General features: G+C 64.1%; 21 protein-coding genes. 9 read left to right on the forward strand and 12 right to left on the reverse strand.

Translation table 11 applies throughout. The features are described 5' to 3' along the window. The first annotated feature begins 13 nt into the window (after window positions 1–13). From xseA to IB262_RS08330, 3 genes are all read left to right on the forward strand, one after another. Window positions 14–1,618 (forward strand): exodeoxyribonuclease VII large subunit, encoded by a 1,605-nt coding sequence (xseA, locus tag IB262_RS08320; RefSeq protein ID WP_112976949.1) that lies wholly within the window; start codon window positions 14–16, stop codon window positions 1,616–1,618. A gap of 66 nt (window positions 1,619–1,684) precedes the next feature. Further along, the gene (locus IB262_RS08325; RefSeq protein ID WP_112976948.1) at window positions 1,685–2,269 is read left to right on the forward strand and encodes an AAA family ATPase; all 585 of its coding nucleotides are present in this window, start codon (window positions 1,685–1,687) and stop codon (window positions 2,267–2,269) included. A gap of 165 nt (window positions 2,270–2,434) precedes the next feature. After that, window positions 2,435–3,025, forward strand: a complete 591-nt coding sequence (locus IB262_RS08330; RefSeq protein ID WP_029742900.1) for an NAD(P)H-dependent oxidoreductase — start codon at window positions 2,435–2,437, stop codon at window positions 3,023–3,025. Between the two features lie 6 nt (window positions 3,026–3,031). Here the strand turns inward: IB262_RS08330 and IB262_RS08335 are convergent, their stop codons facing one another. Next, entirely contained in the window at window positions 3,032–3,526 is a 495-nt protein-coding gene (locus tag IB262_RS08335) for a MarR family transcriptional regulator (RefSeq protein WP_112976947.1), read from the reverse strand. A gap of 89 nt (window positions 3,527–3,615) precedes the next feature. On the opposite strand from IB262_RS08335, the gene IB262_RS08340 reads away from it, so the two are divergent. From IB262_RS08340 to IB262_RS08350, 3 genes are read left to right on the forward strand one after another with little or no spacing between them, the layout of a single operon-like run. Beyond that, on the forward strand, window positions 3,616–4,494 hold the full coding sequence (locus tag IB262_RS08340; RefSeq protein WP_112976946.1) for an EamA family transporter: 879 nt from the start codon (window positions 3,616–3,618) through the stop codon (window positions 4,492–4,494). A 9-nt stretch (window positions 4,495–4,503) separates the two neighbouring features. Further along, window positions 4,504–5,196, forward strand: coding sequence for a sigma factor (locus IB262_RS08345; RefSeq protein ID WP_246802607.1), 693 nt, complete (start codon window positions 4,504–4,506; stop codon window positions 5,194–5,196). Window positions 5,197–5,217: 21 nt separating this feature from the next. After that, window positions 5,218–5,616: a VOC family protein gene (locus tag IB262_RS08350; protein WP_034804610.1), complete on the forward strand. Its 399-nt coding sequence runs from the start codon at window positions 5,218–5,220 to the stop codon at window positions 5,614–5,616. Between the two features lie 90 nt (window positions 5,617–5,706). Here IB262_RS08350 and IB262_RS08355 read toward each other — a convergent pair whose 3' ends face one another. The 3 genes from IB262_RS08355 to IB262_RS08365 all read right to left on the reverse strand — a co-directional run bounded on the left by IB262_RS08355 (window position 5,707) and on the right by IB262_RS08365 (window position 8,692). Then, on the reverse strand, window positions 5,707–6,960 hold the full coding sequence (locus IB262_RS08355; protein ID WP_112976945.1) for an aminopeptidase: 1,254 nt from the start codon (window positions 6,958–6,960) through the stop codon (window positions 5,707–5,709). Window positions 6,961–7,048: 88 nt separating this feature from the next. After that, entirely contained in the window at window positions 7,049–7,927 is an 879-nt protein-coding gene (locus IB262_RS08360) for an MBL fold metallo-hydrolase (RefSeq protein WP_246802613.1), read from the reverse strand. A gap of 93 nt (window positions 7,928–8,020) precedes the next feature. Further along, a complete protein-coding gene (locus tag IB262_RS08365) occupies window positions 8,021–8,692 on the reverse strand; it encodes a glutathione S-transferase family protein (protein WP_112977021.1) in 672 nt (223 codons plus the stop codon). 84 nt (window positions 8,693–8,776) lie between these two features. On the opposite strand from IB262_RS08365, the gene IB262_RS08370 reads away from it, so the two are divergent. Beyond that, window positions 8,777–9,232, forward strand: a complete 456-nt coding sequence (locus tag IB262_RS08370) for a MarR family winged helix-turn-helix transcriptional regulator (RefSeq protein WP_246802608.1) — start codon at window positions 8,777–8,779, stop codon at window positions 9,230–9,232. 282 nt (window positions 9,233–9,514) lie between these two features. Here IB262_RS08370 and IB262_RS08375 read toward each other — a convergent pair whose 3' ends face one another. The 5 genes from IB262_RS08375 to tatA form a co-directional block, all read right to left on the reverse strand. Next, window positions 9,515–10,102 carry a dual specificity protein phosphatase family protein gene (locus tag IB262_RS08375; protein WP_112976943.1) on the reverse strand — a complete coding sequence of 196 codons (588 nt, stop codon included), beginning with the start codon at window positions 10,100–10,102 and terminating at the stop codon, window positions 9,515–9,517. A 109-nt stretch (window positions 10,103–10,211) separates the two neighbouring features. After that, window positions 10,212–10,685 carry a Cys-tRNA(Pro) deacylase gene (ybaK, locus tag IB262_RS08380; protein WP_112976942.1) on the reverse strand — a complete coding sequence of 158 codons (474 nt, stop codon included), beginning with the start codon at window positions 10,683–10,685 and terminating at the stop codon, window positions 10,212–10,214. Window positions 10,686–10,706: 21 nt separating this feature from the next. Further along, window positions 10,707–11,060, reverse strand: coding sequence for an ArsC family reductase (locus IB262_RS08385; RefSeq protein ID WP_034804565.1), 354 nt, complete (start codon window positions 11,058–11,060; stop codon window positions 10,707–10,709). A gap of 122 nt (window positions 11,061–11,182) precedes the next feature. Next, the gene (locus IB262_RS08390) at window positions 11,183–11,815 is read right to left on the reverse strand and encodes a YitT family protein (RefSeq protein WP_089043143.1); all 633 of its coding nucleotides are present in this window, start codon (window positions 11,813–11,815) and stop codon (window positions 11,183–11,185) included. A gap of 8 nt (window positions 11,816–11,823) precedes the next feature. Further along, window positions 11,824–12,993 carry a tyrosine aminotransferase gene (tatA, locus tag IB262_RS08395; protein WP_089043144.1) on the reverse strand — a complete coding sequence of 390 codons (1,170 nt, stop codon included), beginning with the start codon at window positions 12,991–12,993 and terminating at the stop codon, window positions 11,824–11,826. A 238-nt stretch (window positions 12,994–13,231) separates the two neighbouring features. Between tatA and IB262_RS08400 the strand changes: the two genes are divergently transcribed. Further along, window positions 13,232–13,705: an Lrp/AsnC family transcriptional regulator gene (locus IB262_RS08400; RefSeq protein WP_192356761.1), complete on the forward strand. Its 474-nt coding sequence runs from the start codon at window positions 13,232–13,234 to the stop codon at window positions 13,703–13,705. A gap of 28 nt (window positions 13,706–13,733) precedes the next feature. Here IB262_RS08400 and IB262_RS08405 read toward each other — a convergent pair whose 3' ends face one another. Next, entirely contained in the window at window positions 13,734–14,792 is a 1,059-nt protein-coding gene (locus IB262_RS08405; protein WP_060519636.1) for a succinylglutamate desuccinylase/aspartoacylase family protein, read from the reverse strand. A 171-nt stretch (window positions 14,793–14,963) separates the two neighbouring features. Here IB262_RS08405 and IB262_RS08410 point away from each other — a divergent pair, with 171 nt between their 5' ends. Further along, window positions 14,964–15,590 carry a glutathione S-transferase family protein gene (locus IB262_RS08410; RefSeq protein WP_034804548.1) on the forward strand — a complete coding sequence of 209 codons (627 nt, stop codon included), beginning with the start codon at window positions 14,964–14,966 and terminating at the stop codon, window positions 15,588–15,590. A 66-nt stretch (window positions 15,591–15,656) separates the two neighbouring features. Here IB262_RS08410 and IB262_RS08415 read toward each other — a convergent pair whose 3' ends face one another. Further along, on the reverse strand, window positions 15,657–16,229 hold the full coding sequence (locus tag IB262_RS08415) for a hypothetical protein (RefSeq protein WP_162728878.1): 573 nt from the start codon (window positions 16,227–16,229) through the stop codon (window positions 15,657–15,659). A 132-nt stretch (window positions 16,230–16,361) separates the two neighbouring features. Then, a complete protein-coding gene (locus tag IB262_RS08420) occupies window positions 16,362–16,775 on the reverse strand; it encodes a GFA family protein (RefSeq protein WP_112976940.1) in 414 nt (137 codons plus the stop codon). Between the last annotated feature and the right edge of the window lie 105 nt (window positions 16,776–16,880).

Below are 16,880 nucleotides of genomic sequence, written 5' to 3' on the forward strand. Positions count from 1 at the left end.
GGTAAAAGAGGCAATGGCCTCTTTCTTCGACAGCGATTCTCCGAGCAACCTCACCGAATATTCGGTGTCCGAGCTTTCGGGCTCGATCAAGCGAACGGTCGAACAGGCCTTCGACCAGGTGCGCGTGCGCGGCGAAATCTCCGGCTATCGCGGCCCTCATTCGTCGGGCCACGCCTATTTCGCGCTCAAGGACGATCGGGCGCGCATCGATGCAGTCATCTGGAAGGGTACCTTCTCGCGCCTGCGCTTCCGTCCGGAAGAGGGCATGGAGGTGATCGCGACCGGCAAGGTCACGACCTTCCCGGGCTCGTCGAAGTATCAGATCGTCATCGAGACGATGGAACCGGCCGGCGCCGGCGCACTGATGGCGCTGCTCGAAGAGCGCAAGCGCAAGCTCGCCGCCGAAGGGCTGTTCGACGCCAATCGCAAGCGGCAGCTGCCCTATATGCCCAAGGTCATCGGCGTCGTGACGTCGCCGACCGGTGCCGTCATCCGCGACATCCTGCACCGCATCGCCGACCGCTTTCCCGTCCATGTCGTCGTCTGGCCGGTTCGCGTGCAGGGCGATGGCTCGGGTGACGAGGTTGCAGCGGCGATCCGCGGTTTCAACGCGATCGAGCCCGGCGGGCCGATTGCGCGGCCGGATGTCCTGATCGTCGCGCGTGGCGGCGGCAGCCTCGAAGACCTCTGGGGCTTCAACGATGAGGCCGTCGTGCGCGCCGCCGCCGCCTCCGGGATCCCGCTGATTTCGGCCGTCGGCCACGAGACGGACTGGACGCTGATCGACTATGCCGCCGACCAGCGCGCGCCGACGCCGACGGGTGCAGCGGAAATGGCGGTGCCGGTCAGGGCCGATCTCGAAGCCGGTCTCTCCGGCCTGTCGGCACGCCTCAAGTCGGCTGTCGGACGCCAGATGGACAATCGGCGCCAGGCGGTGCGGTCTCTGGCGCGGGCGCTGCCGTCGCTCGACCAGTTGCTGGCGCTGCCGCGCCGCCGTTTCGACGAGGCTGCGCTCGGGCTCGGGCGCGGCCTCACGATGAACACGGCCAACAAGCGCCGTCAGTTCGAACGCGTGTCTGCCGAGCTGCGTGCCGATCTTCTCAAGGGCAAGCTTTCCGAGCGTCGCCAGCGCCTGGTCGACGCCATGAACAAGGCCGACCGCATCGTCGAGCGGCAGGTACATCGCGGCGAGGCGCGGGTTTCTGCGGCCGACGCTGCGCTGCGCGCCTTACCCTCGCGCCTCATCGGCCAGATCCATCGGGCATCCGATCGCGTCGCCGGGCTTGCTGCCCGGTCTGATGCGGCCGTGCGCGCCGACGTGCGACGCCTGCGCAGCGTCATCGTCGCCCAGGATCGCATCCTGCAGTCGCTTTCCTATCGCAACGTCCTGCAGCGCGGTTTTGCGCTGGTGCGCGATGCCGAAGGCGGGCCGGTGCGCCAGGCTTCGTCCGTCTCGGTCGGCATGACGCTCAGCCTGGAATTTGCCGACGGTCGCGTGTCGGCGATTGCCGGCGACGGGGAGGGCGAGCCAGGTTTTCCGCCGACGGCGCCCCGCAAGAAGCAGCCGAAGCCCGTAGACCCGGCGGGAGACCCGCCGAAACAGGGCAACCTGTTCTAGCGCGTCATCCCACTGTCATGCCGACGACGTAACGCCAGCGTTCGCAAGAAAGTGACGGAGCCCGGCATGGTCGAGCGAGCCAAGATTATCTTCATCCACGGCGCTTCCAGCAGCGGGAAATCGACGCTGGCGCGGGCGGTCCAGGCGCAGATCGGCGCGCCGTTCTGGCATGTTTCGATCGACCATCTTCGCGATTCGGGGACGGTGCCAATGGAACGGTTCCGCCGCGGCGATTTTCGTTGGAAGGAACACCGGGCGCGCTTCTTCGACGGTTTTCACCGCTCGCTGGTCGCCTATGCGTCAGCCGGCAACAATCTCCTGCTGGAGCACATTCTCGAAGAGCCCGGCTGGGCGTCTGAGCTCGCGGTGATGCTTCAGCCTTTCGATGTGTTTTTTGTCGCGCTTCATTGTGAACGCGACGAACTCATCCGGCGCGAACGGCTTCGCGCCGACCGGCCGATCGGCAGCGCCGCAGATGATTTTCACCGCATTCACGTCGGGCAACGCTACGATCTTGAGCTTGGTCCGGGACAGGCCGCCGATGACGCCGCCGCGCAATTGGTTTCCGCCTGGTCGGTGCGCCGCTCGCCCTCCGTCTTCGACACACTGGCGCTGGAAGCCCGGGCAGGATCGGGCAAATCCCCGTTCTGAAGAAGGCGGCTGCTGGCGGTCCAGGGAGCGAGCGTGTCGGCTCGCATGACTGCCTCCTCGGCGCGGCCTGACAGTCGCGAAAAACGGCATTGTATTCGGTTGATTTTTAAGCTCATTTTCCCGGCGACGGATCTTGATTCCAGATCGATATGTTAGGAACACCGCATGCGCATCCTGCTCGTGCTTGCCCACCCGCTCGAAGACAGTTTTGCCGCGAACGTGGCGCGTGAAGCGCGCGCCGCCTTGGAGGCGAGGGGACATTCGGTCGACTTGCTCGATCTCTATCGCGAGGATTTCGATCCGCGCCTCAGCGTCGCCGAGCGCGGCAGTTACTTCACCGACACCTATGATCGGTCAGGCGCGGCAGATTGGATCGGCCGGCTGCAGGCGGCCGATGGGCTGGTGCTCGTCTTCCCGCAATGGTGGTTCAATTTTCCGGCGATCCTGAAGGGCTTCTTCGATCGCGTCTTTGCGCCGGGCATCGCCTTCGACAACGACCCGGCCGGCGGCCGCATCATCCCGCGGCTCCACAATATCAAGCTCTTCTGGGCGCTGACGACGACCGGCTCGCCCTGGTGGGTGGTGCATCTCTACATGGGCAATCCGGTGAAGCGGCTTTTGAAGCGCGGCATCGCCGCCTTCTGCGCCAAGGGACTGAACTTCCGCATGCTCGCGCTGCACGACATGGACCGGGCGACCGACGCCAAGCGCAAGGCGCATCTGCAGCGTGTCCGTCGGCTTGCCTCCAGTTTGTGATCGCGGCTACTCGAAGGTCGCGAGATATTTGCGCAGCAGTGCGTTGAGCACCACACGTTCCTCGGGCGACAGCGCGGAAACGACGCGATGCTGGTTGGCCACATGCGCGGTCGCGGCCTCGTCGACACGGCGCAAGCCCTCGTCCGTCAAGGCGATGATCACCCCTCGCCTGTCCTCGGGATTGGCGATCCGTTCGACGAGCCCGGCCTTTTCAAGCTGGTCGATGCGGTTGGTCATGGTGCCAGAGCTGACCATGGTCGTATCCAGAAGGTCTCCGGGCGAAAGCCGATAGGGCGGTCCGGACCGACGAAGCGTCGCGAGCACGTCGAAGCTCGACGCATTCAATCCGCGCTCGGAAAACGACTTGTCGATTTCCCGGGCGATATGTGTCGAAACCCGTGAGAGCCGGCCAAGCAGGCCCATGGCCGAAACATCGAGGTCCGGCCGCTCCCGGTGCCATTGGGCCAAAATCCTGTCGACGCGATCCATCAAAACCTCCATGCATTTATCTCAGCATAGAGTATCTTGACTTAGAGATAAACCGCACTATCCTCATTTTATCTTGACATAGAGATTCTTGAGGTAAAGATATGACTTCGAACCGCACCGTCGACCTTGCCTTGACCGCGCTGGCACCGGCCATCTGGGGCAGCACCTATCTCGTCACCACAGAGTTCCTGCCGTCTGGCTATCCGTTAACGGTTGCCATGCTGCGGGCCCTGCCGGCGGGGTTGCTCCTGCTCCTGATTGTGCGGCGCCTGCCGGACGGTATCTGGTGGCCGCGGACCTTCGTGCTCGGCGCGCTCAACTTCTCCTTCTTCTGGGCCATGCTGTTCGTTTCCGCTTATAGGCTGCCAGGCGGCGTCGCCGCAACCGTCGGTGCCGTTCAGCCGCTGATCGTCATCCTGTTGTCGCGCGTCTTCCTGGGCTCGCCGATCCGCCTGCTCAGCGTGGTTGCCGGCCTTGCGGGCATTGCCGGCGTCGCCCTGCTGGTGCTGACGCCGGGCGCCGCGCTCGATCCGCTCGGGGTGCTCGCTGGTCTCGCCGGAGCCGTCTCCATGGCCTTCGGCACGGTGCTGAGCCGCCACTGGGCGCCGCCGATTCCGCCGCTCACCTTCACTGCCTGGCAATTGGCCGCCGGTGGCCTCATGCTCGTGCCGGTGGCGCTGTTCTTCGAGCCGTCGCTGCCGTCGCTGACTACCGCCAACGTCCTCGGTCTCGCCTATCTCGGCCTGATCGGCGCCGCCTTCACCTATCTGCTCTGGTTCCGCGGCCTGTCGCGCCTCGAACCTTCTGCCGTCTCGCCGCTCGGTTTCCTGAGCCCGGTCGTTGCCATCCTGCTCGGCTGGGGCGTGCTCGGCGAGCAACTGACGCCGGTGCAGGCGCTCGGCATCCTCGTCGTCTTCGTCAGCGTCTGGCTCAGCCAGCGCGCGCAACTCGCCCCGAAGGTGCGACCGGCGCGCGCCTGAAAGCAGGGCTTGCAACCACAGCGCATGCGCTTCACATTGCCGGCAACGTCAATCCTCAAAGAAGCGCACGCCCTGACCGAGCATCTGACGCCAGCGCACTATTCCGATCTCCTCCGTTTCGCGAGGCGGCAAAGCCGCCGTGCGGCCGAAGCGGAGGATTTGCTGCATGAGGCGCTGATCGTCGCGCTCAAGGCAGGGCGTTTTCCAACCGGCGGCGATCGCGCCTGGTTCTGCGGTGTTCTCCGCAAGCTCGCAGCGATGCAGGCGCGCACCGCTGCTCGCCGTTTGCGCCGGGAGCTGCAAGCGGACGTTCCCGAAGTGGAAGAGCGGCGCTCTGGCGATCCGCTGGCCTTCGCCGTCACGCTTTCCCCGAGCCTCAGGATCGTGATGCTGCTGGCGATCGGCGGCCACAATCGCCTCGAAATCCGTCATCTCCTCGGCATTTCCGATGAAGCGCTGCGCCAGCGCATCCTGATGCTGCGCCGGGCCTGGCGCGATGCCGGCCATGTCGAGACCAATCTGGAGCTGACCGGACTTCGCTATCCGCTCGAAAGCGGCCGTATTCGTCAGGCCCTGCTGCCGGTCACCCGCGGCGGCCGCGCCGCCTTTGCCAGCCACGATCCGGACGGCCATCTCTTCGCGATCAATTTTTCGCCGCGCGTGTCTCACGAAACGGCAACCGGCGGCAACAAGCCGGCGTAACAAACACAAGGGAAGCAACCAATGTTGTCGAAACCACGTATCGGGGCCATCTGCTACTTCGTCTCGGATCTCACCCGCACGGAAGCCTTCTACCGTGATGTTCTGGGTCTCAACGTCCAGCGCATGGAGGACGACGAAGCCGGTTCCTGGCTGATGGCGAAGATAGAAGACGAGGTCGAGTTGATCTTCTTCGTCGTGGAGAGCAAGCCGGGCAACACACCGATCGTCGTGTTCGATCTCGCCGAGGGCGGCATCGACGATGTGGTCGCGGGCCTCGCTGAAAAGGGAACCACCATCGTCACGCCGGTGAGCCATGCGCCCGGCGGCTGGTCGGCAGAATTCGCCGATCCCGATGGCCACGTGCTGTCCCTCTACCAATCGGCGGAGATGCCGCGTCTGAAGCGGGCTGCCAACGGCTGAAGGGGCAGTTTCCCCAATAGAAAAGGCCGCCGCATGTGTTGTGGCGGCCACAAGCCTTTCAGGTCGGACGAGACCGGGGAGGGGCCGTGATCAGGCCCATTCACCCTTTCGCATGACCGGAACGCGGCTACCATCGGCGCGCACGCCGTCGATGTCGACCTGGCCCGAACCGATCATCCAGTCGATGTGGATCAGGCTGGAATTGCCGCCCTGGGCGCGGATCTGTTCCGGCGTCAGCTTGGTGTCGTCGACGAAACAGCCGGAATAGCACTGGCCGAGCGCGATGTGGCACGAGGCGTTTTCGTCAAACAGCGTGTTGTAGAACAGGATGCCGCTTGCCGAGATCGGCGAGGAATGCGGCACCAGAGCCACTTCGCCGAGCCGGCGCGCGCCCTCGTCGGTGTCGAGCACCTTGTTCAGTACTTCCTCGCCGCGCGATGCCTTGGCCTCGACGATCCGGCCGCCCTCGAAACGCACCTGGATGTTGTCGATCAGCGTGCCCTGGTGCGACAGCGGCTTGGTCGAGGAGACTTGGCCTTCGACGCGCAGCGCATGCGGCGTCGTGAACACTTCCTCGGTCGGGATGTTTGGGTTGCAGGTGACGCCATTCTTGGCCTCCGATGCGCCGCCGCACCAGAGATGGCCATCGGCAAGCCCGACGGTCAGATCGGTGCCCGGGCCGGTAAAGTGCAGCGCGGCAAAGCGTTCGCCGTTCAGCCAGGCCGAGCGCCGGGCGAGGTTGGCGTTGTGCTCCTTCCAGGCGGCCACCGGATCGGCGACATCGACGCGCGAGGCGGCGAAAATGGCGTTGGCGAGCTTCTCGACGGCAACCTCTTCCGGGTCGTTCGGGAAGACGAGCTTCGCCCAGGACGGGTTCGGGTATGAAACGATGTTCCAGTTGATGTCGAAGTTCGAGATCTTTTCGAGCGCCGGCTTATAGGCAATGGAATTTGCCTTGTTGGCCCGCGCCACCTTGGCCGGATCCTGCGCCGAAAGCATCATCGGGTTGTCGCCGGAGATTGCGAGCCGCGCTGCACCACCGGCGAAAGCTTCGGCCATGCCCTTGAACAGCCAGTCGCTTGCCCGGTCGAAGCTCTCGTCCGGTGCATAGGCATAACGCGAAAGCGTCGTGTTCTCGTCCGAATAGAGCGTCGTCACGAGGCCGGCACCGGCCTTGTAGGCGTGCTTGGTGATGAGGCGAACAAGCGGCATCGCCGCGACCGGTGCAGTCATGACAAGGTCCTGACCGCGCTGAAGCTGCAGGCCGACCTGGATCGCGACTTCCGCGAGCTTGTCGAGTTTCACCGGGTCGATCGGATCGGGCGTATTGGCGGGAAAGGTCATGATCTACCTGTTTTTCTGAAATCGGAAGAAGAAGACTTAGAGCGCTTTGCGGCGAAAATGAAGGCTGAGCCCGGGAGGTTTCGTGCAATCAGCGCGCGCCGAGGGCCGCACGCACCCGCTCGACATTGCTCCTGTGCACAGCCTCATACGGCGCGAAATAGAGGATCGCGCCGGAGGCGATATCCTCGGCGGCGAATTCCTTGAGTGTGCCGATGGCAGAACCGGTCGCGATCGCGCGGGTCAGCCGCTCGAGATAGCCGCGATTGGCATCGATCAGTTTCGGTCCGTAGCCGCCGCTGGCGATGCGTTCGCGGTCGCCATGGGCGGGTAGAATCCGAGCAATCGGCCATTGCCGCAGGCGCTTGAGTTCCGCGATGTGCGTCGCCGTCTGATCAGCCTCGCTGATGAAGGTCGTCGTATCCTCGAGCGTATCGCCCGCCAGCAGCAACTTCTTCTCGGGCAGCCAGATCACGTTGCCGTCGGCGCTATGGATGGCGAAGTGATGCAGTTCGACCCGGCGTGCGCCGACGGTCAGTGCAAGCGTCTCGTCGAACAGGCGGTTCGGCATCACGAGGGGCTGGATCGGCGGCGTCGCCGTTTCGATCTTCTCGCGGTTTTCTTCAAGTTTCGCTGCCGTCAGCTTGAGGGCGATGATCTCGCAATCGGCGAAGACCGCATTTCCGGCCACATGGTCCTTGTGCCAATGGCTGAGCACGACGCGGATCGCGGTGACGCCAAGGCTTTCGAGATGGTTGCGGATCGCCCGGGCGTGATCGAGCGAGATATGCGTGTCGTAGACCAGCGCTTGCGTGCCGTCGACGATGGCATAGGAGGCGACGCCGAGTTCGTAGGCGCCGTCATCGAGCCAGTTCGCCGCCTGCGAATAGAGCCGCACTCCGGCAACGCGCCCGTCATAGTAGGCATAGACGCCGGGATAGGGCTCAAGAACCGTAAGGGTCGAGATCATGTCGGTCACAAGGCGCTCCTCCAGCATGGCTTGCGCCCTGTCATAGAGCAGGCGCGCGCCAAACTGAAGGACGGCGTGATCACGCGCTCTTCGCTATGCCTGTCCGACGCGCAGCAGATAGGCGTCGTGCTCCCTGAGGAAGGTCATCAGCCGCTCACCGTAATCCGGCGTCACGGCCGCCTTGACGCTCGGCCGCTCGGCGAGCGCCTTGCGCCAGGCGCCGACACGATCAAGTCCGTCGAAAATGCCGTGATCTGCAAGCGTGTCGAAGAGATCGAAGTAACGGAAGATCGGTGCGAAGACCGCATCGACGAGCGAAAATTGTGTACCGGCAAAGTAGGGACCTTCGCCAAGTGCCGCTTCCATGGTCGCAAGTTTGCCGGCCACCGCCTGGCGTTTCTGTTCGTAGGTTTCCCGGTCCTTCGCAGTCTCGAAGCCCCAGAGATCCGAAAGGATCGACGAGCCGAATTCCATCCAGCCGCGATGACGGGCGCGCTCCAGCGCATCTTCGGGGTGAAGCTTCGGGCCGGCTTGGCTTTCCTCGACATATTCGGCGATGACGGAGCTTTCAAACAGTACCGTTTCGCCGCTCTGCTGCGGCACCTGCAACAGCGGCACCTTGCCGAGCGGGGAGATTTTCAGGAACCAGTCGGGCTTGGCCTTGAGGTCGATATAGGTCCGCTCGAAGCGAACGCCTTTTTCGTCGAGCGCGATCGAGGCGCGCTGCACATAGGGGCAGAGATGGTGGCTGACGAGGGTAAGCATGGCAATCTCCCGGTTGAGGTAAAGTAGATGCATATGCATGTATGTGGGCTTGCTTCGACTTTCAAGATGGATGTAATTGCATCTATGAGCAAAGAGACGAAAATCGACGAGAAGGGCCCTGGCCCCGAAACGACCGCGGCCTGGATCTGCCTGATGCGCGCACGGGAATGCGTGCTTGCTCGGATCGAGGCCGATTTCAAGGGGGCCAGCCTGCCACCGCTTGGCTGGTACGACGTGTTGTGGGAACTGGTTCAGGCCGAAGACGGCCGGCTGCGGCCCTTCGAGATCGAGGCGCGCACCTTGCTCGCGCAGTATAACTTGTCGCGCCTGATCGATCGCCTGGTCAAAGAGGGGTTGGTCCGTCGCGAAGCCTTCGACGCCGACGGTCGCGGCCAATGGGTTGTCGTCACCGAGGCCGGAAGGGCGCTGCGCGCGCGCATGTGGCAGACTTATGGGCCTTCGATAGAGGCCCATGTCGGCGGCCGGCTGACAGAAGCGGAGGCGCGGCAGCTCACGGGGCTGCTGGCGAAGCTCAGGTAGAGCACGTCAGTTCTCAAAGAGGGTACCGGCGAACGATCGGGTAGCGCCTTCCAGGCAAGTTACCCCTCACCTCAGCGCTCTTCCTGCAGGTGGGGAGAGGGGGCGTGCTGGCGTGCTGTTCGTAGCGCCGCCGACCGGAGCCGTCACAGGAGAGGGAGGTCGTCGTTGCTGAGACGAACGGGACCATGCGTCTCCTTCGCCCCGCTTGCGGGGAGAAGGTGGCCGGCAGGCCGGATGAGGGGCCTCGACGGAGCGAGCGTCAATCTGGGACGCCGTCGTCGCCTAGCTGCTCAGCCCGAACGACTTCTCCAGCGCTTCCCAGGTCTCGTCCATGGCGAAGGTGCCGGAGAGATAGGGAATGGCCAGGTGTCCATAGAGCGGCGAAAGCTGCCACTCGGCCGTTTCCTCGTCGACCCCTGCGATCTGCTGCAGGTAGATCGTCGAGACGAGGCCGGTGCGGTCGGCGCCGGCCTTGCAGTGGATCAGAAGCGGCTTTGGCGCGTCCCTGAGGATCGCCATCAGCGCGTCGGTTTCCTTGCGGTCGATCTCGGCCGAAGCGGACATGGGGAAGTTGATGAGCCGGATACCGTTGCGCTCGGCGGCGGCAACCTCTTCGCGATACCAGCGCTCGTCCGGCTTTTCGCCGCGCAGGTTGAGAATGGTGCGGATGCCGTAGGCCTTGGAATAGGCGGCGATCGCCTCCGGCGTCGGCTGTGCCGAACGGTAGACCTCACCGGCCACGAGCGTATGGAAATTGCCGGTCCACTGAAGACCGACGAGGTAGATGACCAAGGCCGCGACGAGCGCAGCCGTGCCGACGGCGAGGCGCTTCAAAAGACGCTTCGCGCTGGGAAATCTTGAAAATGCCATGTGAGAGACCCGACGCCGTTCGAAGGCGGGCGTGCATGCAAAAATTGCACATTTCGTCCCCGCATCCGCGGCTCGTATAAGGCATCTGTGATATTTTGATGGCAGCGCCTCAGGCGATGAGCGGTGCGGCGATCGCGTTTAGCGTGGCCTGGGCGTCGCGGGGTGCAAGCCGCACCTGCAGACCGCGCTGTCCGCCATTGATGTAGACCTGCACTTCGGCAAGTGCGGCCTCCTCGATTGCCGTCGGCACGTGTTTTTTCTGGCCGAACGGGCTGATGCCGCCGACATGGTAACCGGTCAGCCGCTCGGCATCCGCCGGCTTCATCATCGCCGCCGACTTGCCGCCGAAGGCGGCGGCGAGCTTCTTCATGCTGACCTCGCGATCCGAGGGAACGACGCAGCAGACCGGCTTGCCGTCGACTTCAGCCATCAGCGTCTTCAGCACCCGGCTCGGATCCTCGCCGAGCGCCTCGGCTGCCTGCAGGCCGACGCGCTCCGCATTGGGATCATAGTCATAGGCATGCACGCTGAAGGTGACACCGGCCTTCGAAAGCATCTGCGTGGCGCGCGTGGTCTTCGACATCGTCGTCGCTCCAAATGGGGGTCAGGCTTTGGCGAGTACGGCCTCGTAGAGGTCCGGCTTGAAGCCGATCAGCAGATTGCCGTCCGCTTCGAGCACCGGACGCTTGATCATCGAGGGCTGGGCGAGCATAAGCGCAATCGCCTTCTGTTCGTCGAGGCCCTGCCTGTCGGCCTCGTCGAGCTTGCGGAAAGTCGTGCCGGCGCGGTTCAGCACCGTTTCCCATCCGGCCTCCTTGCACCAGCGCTCGAGATGCGGGCGGTCGATGGCCTCGGCCTTATAGTCGTGGAAGCGATAGGCGATGCCCCGGCCGTCGAGCCAGGTGCGGGCCTTCTTCATCGTGTCGCAGTTCTTGATGCCGTAAATCGTAACTGTCATTCCCATGCTCCAGCCGCAGCGAGCAATTCCCGAACGGCCGTGCCTCTGGGAATCGCGCAATTTCAAAGCGTGGCAGGAGTGATAGCCGCCCGATGCGCGGGAGGGAAGACCGAGACCTTGCGTCAGGTCACGCCGGCGTAGCGTCCCGGCTTGTGATTGATCGCCAGCGTCATGTTGACGACAGCGGCCCCGATCACCGAGAGCACCAGGTTCGATGGCGGCAACACGAAGAAGGCGGCAGCCAGAATGGTGAGATCGACCGCCAGCTGGAAATAGCCGGCACGGATGCCGAACCTTTCCTGGAGATAGATCGCGACGATGTTGATGCCGCCAAGCCCGGTGCGATGGCGAAAGAGGATCAACAGGCCCATGCCCATCAGCCCGCCGCCGACAACCGCCGCATAGATCGGGTCAAGCCGGGCGATCTCCACCCAGCCGGCCGTCAGCCGAGAAAACAGCGAGACGAGGCTGACGGCGATGAAGGTGCGCAGCGCAAACATCCAGCCGAGCCGTTTGACCGCCAGGACGTAGAAGGGCAGGTTGACGAGCGAAAAGACCAGCCAGAACTCGGCGCCGGTCGCATATTGCAGAAGCAGTGCCAGGCCCGACGTGCTGCCCGTGAGCAGCATCGCCTTGCTGTAGATGATGATGCCGAGCGACATGATCAGCGTGCCCGTCAGGATCGCCAGCGCATCCTCGTAGAGGCGATGGCGTTCAGTCGGGGTTTCTGTCGCGTCGATGCTGTGCTCGGCCATCATGGTCCTCAGAGGTTCTTGAAGTTGGCGATGACGCCGTCGACTTCCGCCGTCTTCAGGCCGGCAATGTTGATGCGGCCGGAACCGGGCATGTAGATGCCGTGCTCGTTCCGAAGCCGCATGACGTCGGCCTCGGCAAGCGGAAGCAGCGAGAACATGCCTTCCTGGCTGGCGACGGCGCCGAGCGCCTGCCAGCGATCGCGCAAGCCTTCGGCGAGCGCGCGGCGGATGTTGGTGATGCGCAGCCGCATGGTTTCGAGTTCTGCTTGCCAGTCACGCTTGAGCTCGGCGTCGGAAAGGATCATCCGCACGATTGCAGCACCGTGATCCGGCGGCATCGAGTAGCTGGTGCGGGCAAGGCCGGCGAGGTTGGAGCGGACCGTATCGGCCGAAGACGAGGAGGCCGTCACCGCGAAGATCGCCCCGGCGCGCTCGCGATAAAGCCCGAAGGACTTGGAGCAGGAAACGGCAACCAGCGCTTCCGGAACGACGCCGATCAGGTGGCGGAGACCGGCGACATCCTCGTCGAGACCGCGGCCGAAGCCCTGGTAGGCAAGGTCGACGAGCGGCAGCAGGCCGCGCTCGGCGATGACGGCGGCAAGCTCCATCCACTGCGCTTGCGTGATGACGCCGCCCGTCGGGTTGTGGCAGCTCGCATGCAGCAGCACGGCGTCGCCGGCAGCAGCGCTCTGGAGCGCCGTTATCATGTTGTCGAAGAGCACGCTCTGCGTCGGCACGTCGAAGAACGGGTAACCGGCGGGCTCAAGGCCAGCGGTCTTGAAGATGCTGGCATGGTTTGGCCAGCTCGGCAGCCCGATCCAGATGCGCTTGCCGCCCATCTGGTGGATGAGGTCGGCCGCGAGCCGGAGAGCGCCGGAACCGCCCGGCGTCTGCACGCCGGCGATATGGCTGCGATCGATGGTATCGCCACCGACCAGCGTCCAGAGATGATCGATAAAGACGAGATCGCCCTCGGGGCCGACATAGGACTTGCTGTCCTGCGTTTCGAGCAGGCGCTTCTCCGCTGCCTTGACGGCGCGAAAGATCGGGGTGTGGCCGGTTTCGTCGCGGTAGACGCCGACGCCGAGATCGACCTTTCCGGGGCGCTCGTCCTTGCGGTAAAGCCCGATCAGGGCCAGCAACGGATCATCGGGTTGGCGGATCAGAGCGTCGAACATGCCGGAAATTCCCCCTTGAGTGGCAGCGATGCGTTATCGGTCGAGAAAGCCTGCCGGCCGCCGTTCCTCCGGCTGCCTTGCGGCTTTCTTCTTAAGTCAGCGCAAGCGCAAAATCGATGCGATATTTGCCACGGAGACAATATCGACAGCGTGCTATTTGCGCAAAATTCTGCAATTCATTTGCTGATTTGCGTGCTGCGGCATATTTCCTGAAGCCGAAATCGAAGCGTTGGGGGCGATGATGGTCGAGAAGACGGTGGAACTGGATCAGATCGACCGGCGGATCATCCGCCTTCTGGTGGAGGATGCATCGCTCAGCAACAACGCGCTTGCGGCGAGAGTCGGGCTCTCGCCGGCGCCGCTGTCGCGCCGCCTTGCCCGGCTCTATGCGGCCGGCGTCATCCGCCAGACGGTGGTCGTCGATCCGAAGGCAGCCGGCATCGGCTTCCAGGCCTTCGTCGAGGTGACGCTGGAGCGCACCGCAAGCAAGGTCGGCCAGCGCTTCATCGAGCTGGTGTCGCGCATGCCGGAGGTGGTGGAATGCCACACGGTCGCCGGCGATTTCGATTTTCTTCTGAAGATCGCGGTGCGCGACGTCGCGGATTACAAACGCCTGCTCTGGAGTGAATTCGAGCAGATCGCCGAGATCAAGACGTTGCGCTCGACCATTCTGCTCGACAGCCCAAAGATGACGGCCGCCACGGGGGCGTGACGGCCGCTTGAACATTCAATCCCAAGTCCTAGGCTTCGAGCGACCCGGGTTTGCGCCCGGCGCTCGACGGCGCAGCGCAGGCGATCTTCATCAAGTCCGAGCGCCGGCGTGCAAGGCGGGTCGAGACGCGGGTGACAATCAGCCCGTCCTGCGGCGCGCGCACCTCGAGGGCGCCGTCCGCCTGGCCGGGGCGCGTAAGGATCGTTGCGAGCAGATCGCCCGCCTTCACGCTCTCGCCGATATCCCGGTGGAACAGGATGGCGCCGGCCTCAGGGGCCCGGATCATCTCGATGTTGTCGAGCGGTGCGATGATGCCAGCGAAGGGTGCAATTGTTTCTTCGTCACCGGTAATGACGCCGCGGGCGACGAGGAAGCGGAAGACCCCTTCGGCATCCTTGCGAGCAAGCTCCGGATAGACGTCGCGCGTGCCGCGAAGCTCGACCGTCACCGAGAGGCGTCCCGGCAGGCGTGTCTTCTTCTGCCCGGTTTCGTATTTCCAGGCATAGGCGACAGCCTCCTCGAAGGCGGAGCTTTCGCCGTCCGAAAGGAAGACCGCCTCCATATCGAGCGCCGAGGCGAGGTCGCCCGCTTCCGGCCAGAAGGCGTCGTCGATATAGGCGTATTGCAGCGCCTCGTCGTCGCAATGAAGATCGAGCATCAGGTCGGCGCCGAGCGCCATATGCAGCAGCTGCCGTTTCAGCCGATCCGTCGCCGAGTAGCGGTCGAGATCGTCGATCAGCCGGTCACGGTCGCCAAGCGTGATCAGCGGAAAATCACGGTTGAAGTTCGTGCGTGAGCCGAGGTCGAAGCGGCCCTGCAACTCGCCGAAATGCGACTGCGCGGTGCCGATCGGATTTGCCTGGGGCACGACGGTGATGTCGCCGAGGATGGCGCCGTCTTTCTCCGCCTGCTGCAGCCGCTGCAGCAGGAAATGGGCGAGTGCGGTGCCCGGCAGTTCGTTGGCGTGCAGCGCCGCCTGGATGTAGGTCTTCGGTGCAGCGGCCGTTCTGCCCTTGAAACGGAAAACCGGCAGGCGCCATTCGATACCGGGCGTATCGCCGGCGATGATGATTTCGGAAACGTCCATGGGCTCCTCCCGTATCGTTCGTTGGTCGCGCTTATCGGCATTCCCAAGGCGCTCCGCAAGTCGCTAAGAACTAGGGTGCGGTTTCGGGTTGCGCCGACGTCGCTCTGGCTTTGACATGATCGGCAGGCCTATTGTTCTGTGAAGCATCCAGCACAGGTGGGAGACACCAAGATGATCCTGATCGGCCAATATGACTCCCCCTTCGTGCGACGCGTGGGCATCGCGCTCAGCCTTTACGACATCCCGTTCGAACACCGTCCCTGGTCGTCCTTCGGCAATGCCGACGAGCTTCGGGCCTACAATCCGCTGACGCGCGTGCCGACGCTGGTGCTGGACGATGGGACGGTGCTTACCGACAGCCATATCATTCTCGATTATCTCGACAGTCTCGTTTCCGACGACCGGGTCCTGTTCCCGCGAACGGAACCGGCGCGCCATCGGGTGCTGAGAATCGCGACGCTTGCCACGGGCCTCGGCGACAAGGCCGTCAGCCTGTTCTACGAGAAGCGGTTGCACGGGGCGGTCTCGGCACTCTGGGTCGACCGCTGCCGCCGCCAGATCGAAGAGACGCTTCAAGTGCTCGAAACGAGCCGCGCGCAAAGCACGGGCGCCTATTGGTTCGGCGAGCGCATCGGCCATGTGGATATCGCCGTTGCGGCCGTGTTGCGCTTCCTCAAGGAGGTGCATCCCGATCTGGTCGCGATGGGGCGCTATCCGCGTCTGCAGGCGCATGCGGACATGCTTGAAGCGCTTCCGGTGTTCCAGACGATCAGCCAGCCCTTCATTCCGCCCGCGTAAGGGGGGCTCCCCGTCGGAGCCGGGCTGGCACATCACCAAGGTGTACGGCTACCTTCCGCCTGGACTTCAGCGCGACGGCAATAGCGGCCAGCGGGCGAGGATCTTCGTAGAGCCCGCCCCCTTGCGGGCATGGATCAGAACGAGTTCGCGCGCCACCCAGGAGACCGGTTCGGAAACGCGGAGATTCGGCGCGACCCGATCGTTCCGGTAGAGCGTCATATGGGGGATTGCCATGAGCGGGCGTTTGAGCGCCTCGATCTGCCGGACCAGCGCGCTGAAGCCCGGCGCGGCGTCGCGCGTCGTCAGGGCGCGCGGCCGGTCGCGGCCATTGCCGTTGCTGACCAACCTGTCGAGGCGGATCTCGACCGCTGGCACGTCGACGCGGTCACCCTGCCGCAGCGCATCCGCAACCGCGAAGTCGGGCAAGCCGCGGCCCTGCCAGCGCTTGTCGACAGAGACGTGCAGGCGATCGGGCCGATAGATGAAGCCATCCGCCATCTGGTCGGCGAAATCCCTTTCGGCAATCGCCAGTGCCTTCGTGGCAGCCGGCTCGTCCGGAAGCAGCGCGAAGTAGAGGATGTCGATTGCCGGCGCTGGCTGGGGACAGCCGAGATCGAATGCGAATTGGTTCGACGACATGGTACCCTCCGCCGCCCGGGTCGCGCGCCACGACATGTGGTCTCGACCGGAGATGGGGATGCCGGCTGACAATGCCAAGGACATCCGGCGGGGAATGGAAGACTTCACCCGTTGGCTGACGCTGTTGTTTCGCTACTCCGTCGGCATCCGGCCAAATTTCTGCAAATTCGGATCGAGGCGGTCCCAGGCAAGGCCGCGCACGGCGTAGGTCACCGCTTGCGGTCTGTAACGGCTGGGATCGTCGAGGCTTGCAGCGCGAACGCTGAAGAACTCCGGCATGGCTGAGAAGGTCATGTAGACCGGAGAGCCGCAACTGGGGCAGAAGCCGCGCGTCTTCACATGGCCGCTGTCGGCGACCATGTCCCAATGCGAGGCCTGACCTTCGAGCTTCACGCCCTCGCGGCGGAACGTCATATGCGATCCGTGCCCGGTCCCGCTTTCGTGCTGGCAATCACGGCACCGGCAGTCGTTGGAGAAGACCGGTTCTCCTGAGATCTCGTAGCGGATCGCACCGCAGGCGCATCCGCCGATATAGGACTTGCTCATACATTCGCTCCAGTCTCGGGCACGGCAAAGCCTTTCGCGTGGCTGCGAGGGCGACGCCGACCAATCACTTTGCCTGTTTCGGGGGGGAGCCGGATCGCTATGGCG

It is taken from the genome of Ensifer sp. ENS02, from assembly GCF_014851885.1.
GTDB lineage: Bacteria > Pseudomonadota > Alphaproteobacteria > Rhizobiales > Rhizobiaceae > Ensifer > Ensifer adhaerens.

What these genes read in the sequence shown, in the direction of transcription:
- xseA (WP_112976949.1), top strand. Translation starts at nt 14, where the DNA reads ATGGCCTCTTTCTTCGACAGCGATTCTCCGAGCAACCTCACCGAATAT.
- IB262_RS08325 (WP_112976948.1), top strand. Translation starts at nt 1,685, where the DNA reads ATGGTCGAGCGAGCCAAGATTATCTTCATCCACGGCGCTTCCAGCAGC.
- IB262_RS08330 (WP_029742900.1), top strand. Translation starts at nt 2,435, where the DNA reads ATGCGCATCCTGCTCGTGCTTGCCCACCCGCTCGAAGACAGTTTTGCC.
- IB262_RS08335 (WP_112976947.1), bottom strand. Translation starts at nt 3,526, where the DNA reads ATGGAGGTTTTGATGGATCGCGTCGACAGGATTTTGGCCCAATGGCAC.
- IB262_RS08340 (WP_112976946.1), top strand. Translation starts at nt 3,616, where the DNA reads ATGACTTCGAACCGCACCGTCGACCTTGCCTTGACCGCGCTGGCACCG.
- IB262_RS08350 (WP_034804610.1), top strand. Translation starts at nt 5,218, where the DNA reads ATGTTGTCGAAACCACGTATCGGGGCCATCTGCTACTTCGTCTCGGAT.
- IB262_RS08355 (WP_112976945.1), bottom strand. Translation starts at nt 6,960, where the DNA reads ATGACCTTTCCCGCCAATACGCCCGATCCGATCGACCCGGTGAAACTC.
- IB262_RS08360 (WP_246802613.1), bottom strand. Translation starts at nt 7,927, where the DNA reads ATGATCTCGACCCTTACGGTTCTTGAGCCCTATCCCGGCGTCTATGCC.
- IB262_RS08365 (WP_112977021.1), bottom strand. Translation starts at nt 8,692, where the DNA reads ATGCTTACCCTCGTCAGCCACCATCTCTGCCCCTATGTGCAGCGCGCC.
- IB262_RS08370 (WP_246802608.1), top strand. Translation starts at nt 8,777, where the DNA reads ATGAGCAAAGAGACGAAAATCGACGAGAAGGGCCCTGGCCCCGAAACG.
- IB262_RS08375 (WP_112976943.1), bottom strand. Translation starts at nt 10,102, where the DNA reads ATGGCATTTTCAAGATTTCCCAGCGCGAAGCGTCTTTTGAAGCGCCTC.
- ybaK (WP_112976942.1), bottom strand. Translation starts at nt 10,685, where the DNA reads ATGTCGAAGACCACGCGCGCCACGCAGATGCTTTCGAAGGCCGGTGTC.
- IB262_RS08385 (WP_034804565.1), bottom strand. Translation starts at nt 11,060, where the DNA reads ATGACAGTTACGATTTACGGCATCAAGAACTGCGACACGATGAAGAAG.
- IB262_RS08390 (WP_089043143.1), bottom strand. Translation starts at nt 11,815, where the DNA reads ATGGCCGAGCACAGCATCGACGCGACAGAAACCCCGACTGAACGCCAT.
- tatA (WP_089043144.1), bottom strand. Translation starts at nt 12,993, where the DNA reads ATGTTCGACGCTCTGATCCGCCAACCCGATGATCCGTTGCTGGCCCTG.
- IB262_RS08400 (WP_192356761.1), top strand. Translation starts at nt 13,232, where the DNA reads ATGATGGTCGAGAAGACGGTGGAACTGGATCAGATCGACCGGCGGATC.
- IB262_RS08405 (WP_060519636.1), bottom strand. Translation starts at nt 14,792, where the DNA reads ATGGACGTTTCCGAAATCATCATCGCCGGCGATACGCCCGGTATCGAA.
- IB262_RS08410 (WP_034804548.1), top strand. Translation starts at nt 14,964, where the DNA reads ATGATCCTGATCGGCCAATATGACTCCCCCTTCGTGCGACGCGTGGGC.
- IB262_RS08415 (WP_162728878.1), bottom strand. Translation starts at nt 16,229, where the DNA reads ATGTCGTCGAACCAATTCGCATTCGATCTCGGCTGTCCCCAGCCAGCG.
- IB262_RS08420 (WP_112976940.1), bottom strand. Translation starts at nt 16,775, where the DNA reads ATGAGCAAGTCCTATATCGGCGGATGCGCCTGCGGTGCGATCCGCTAC.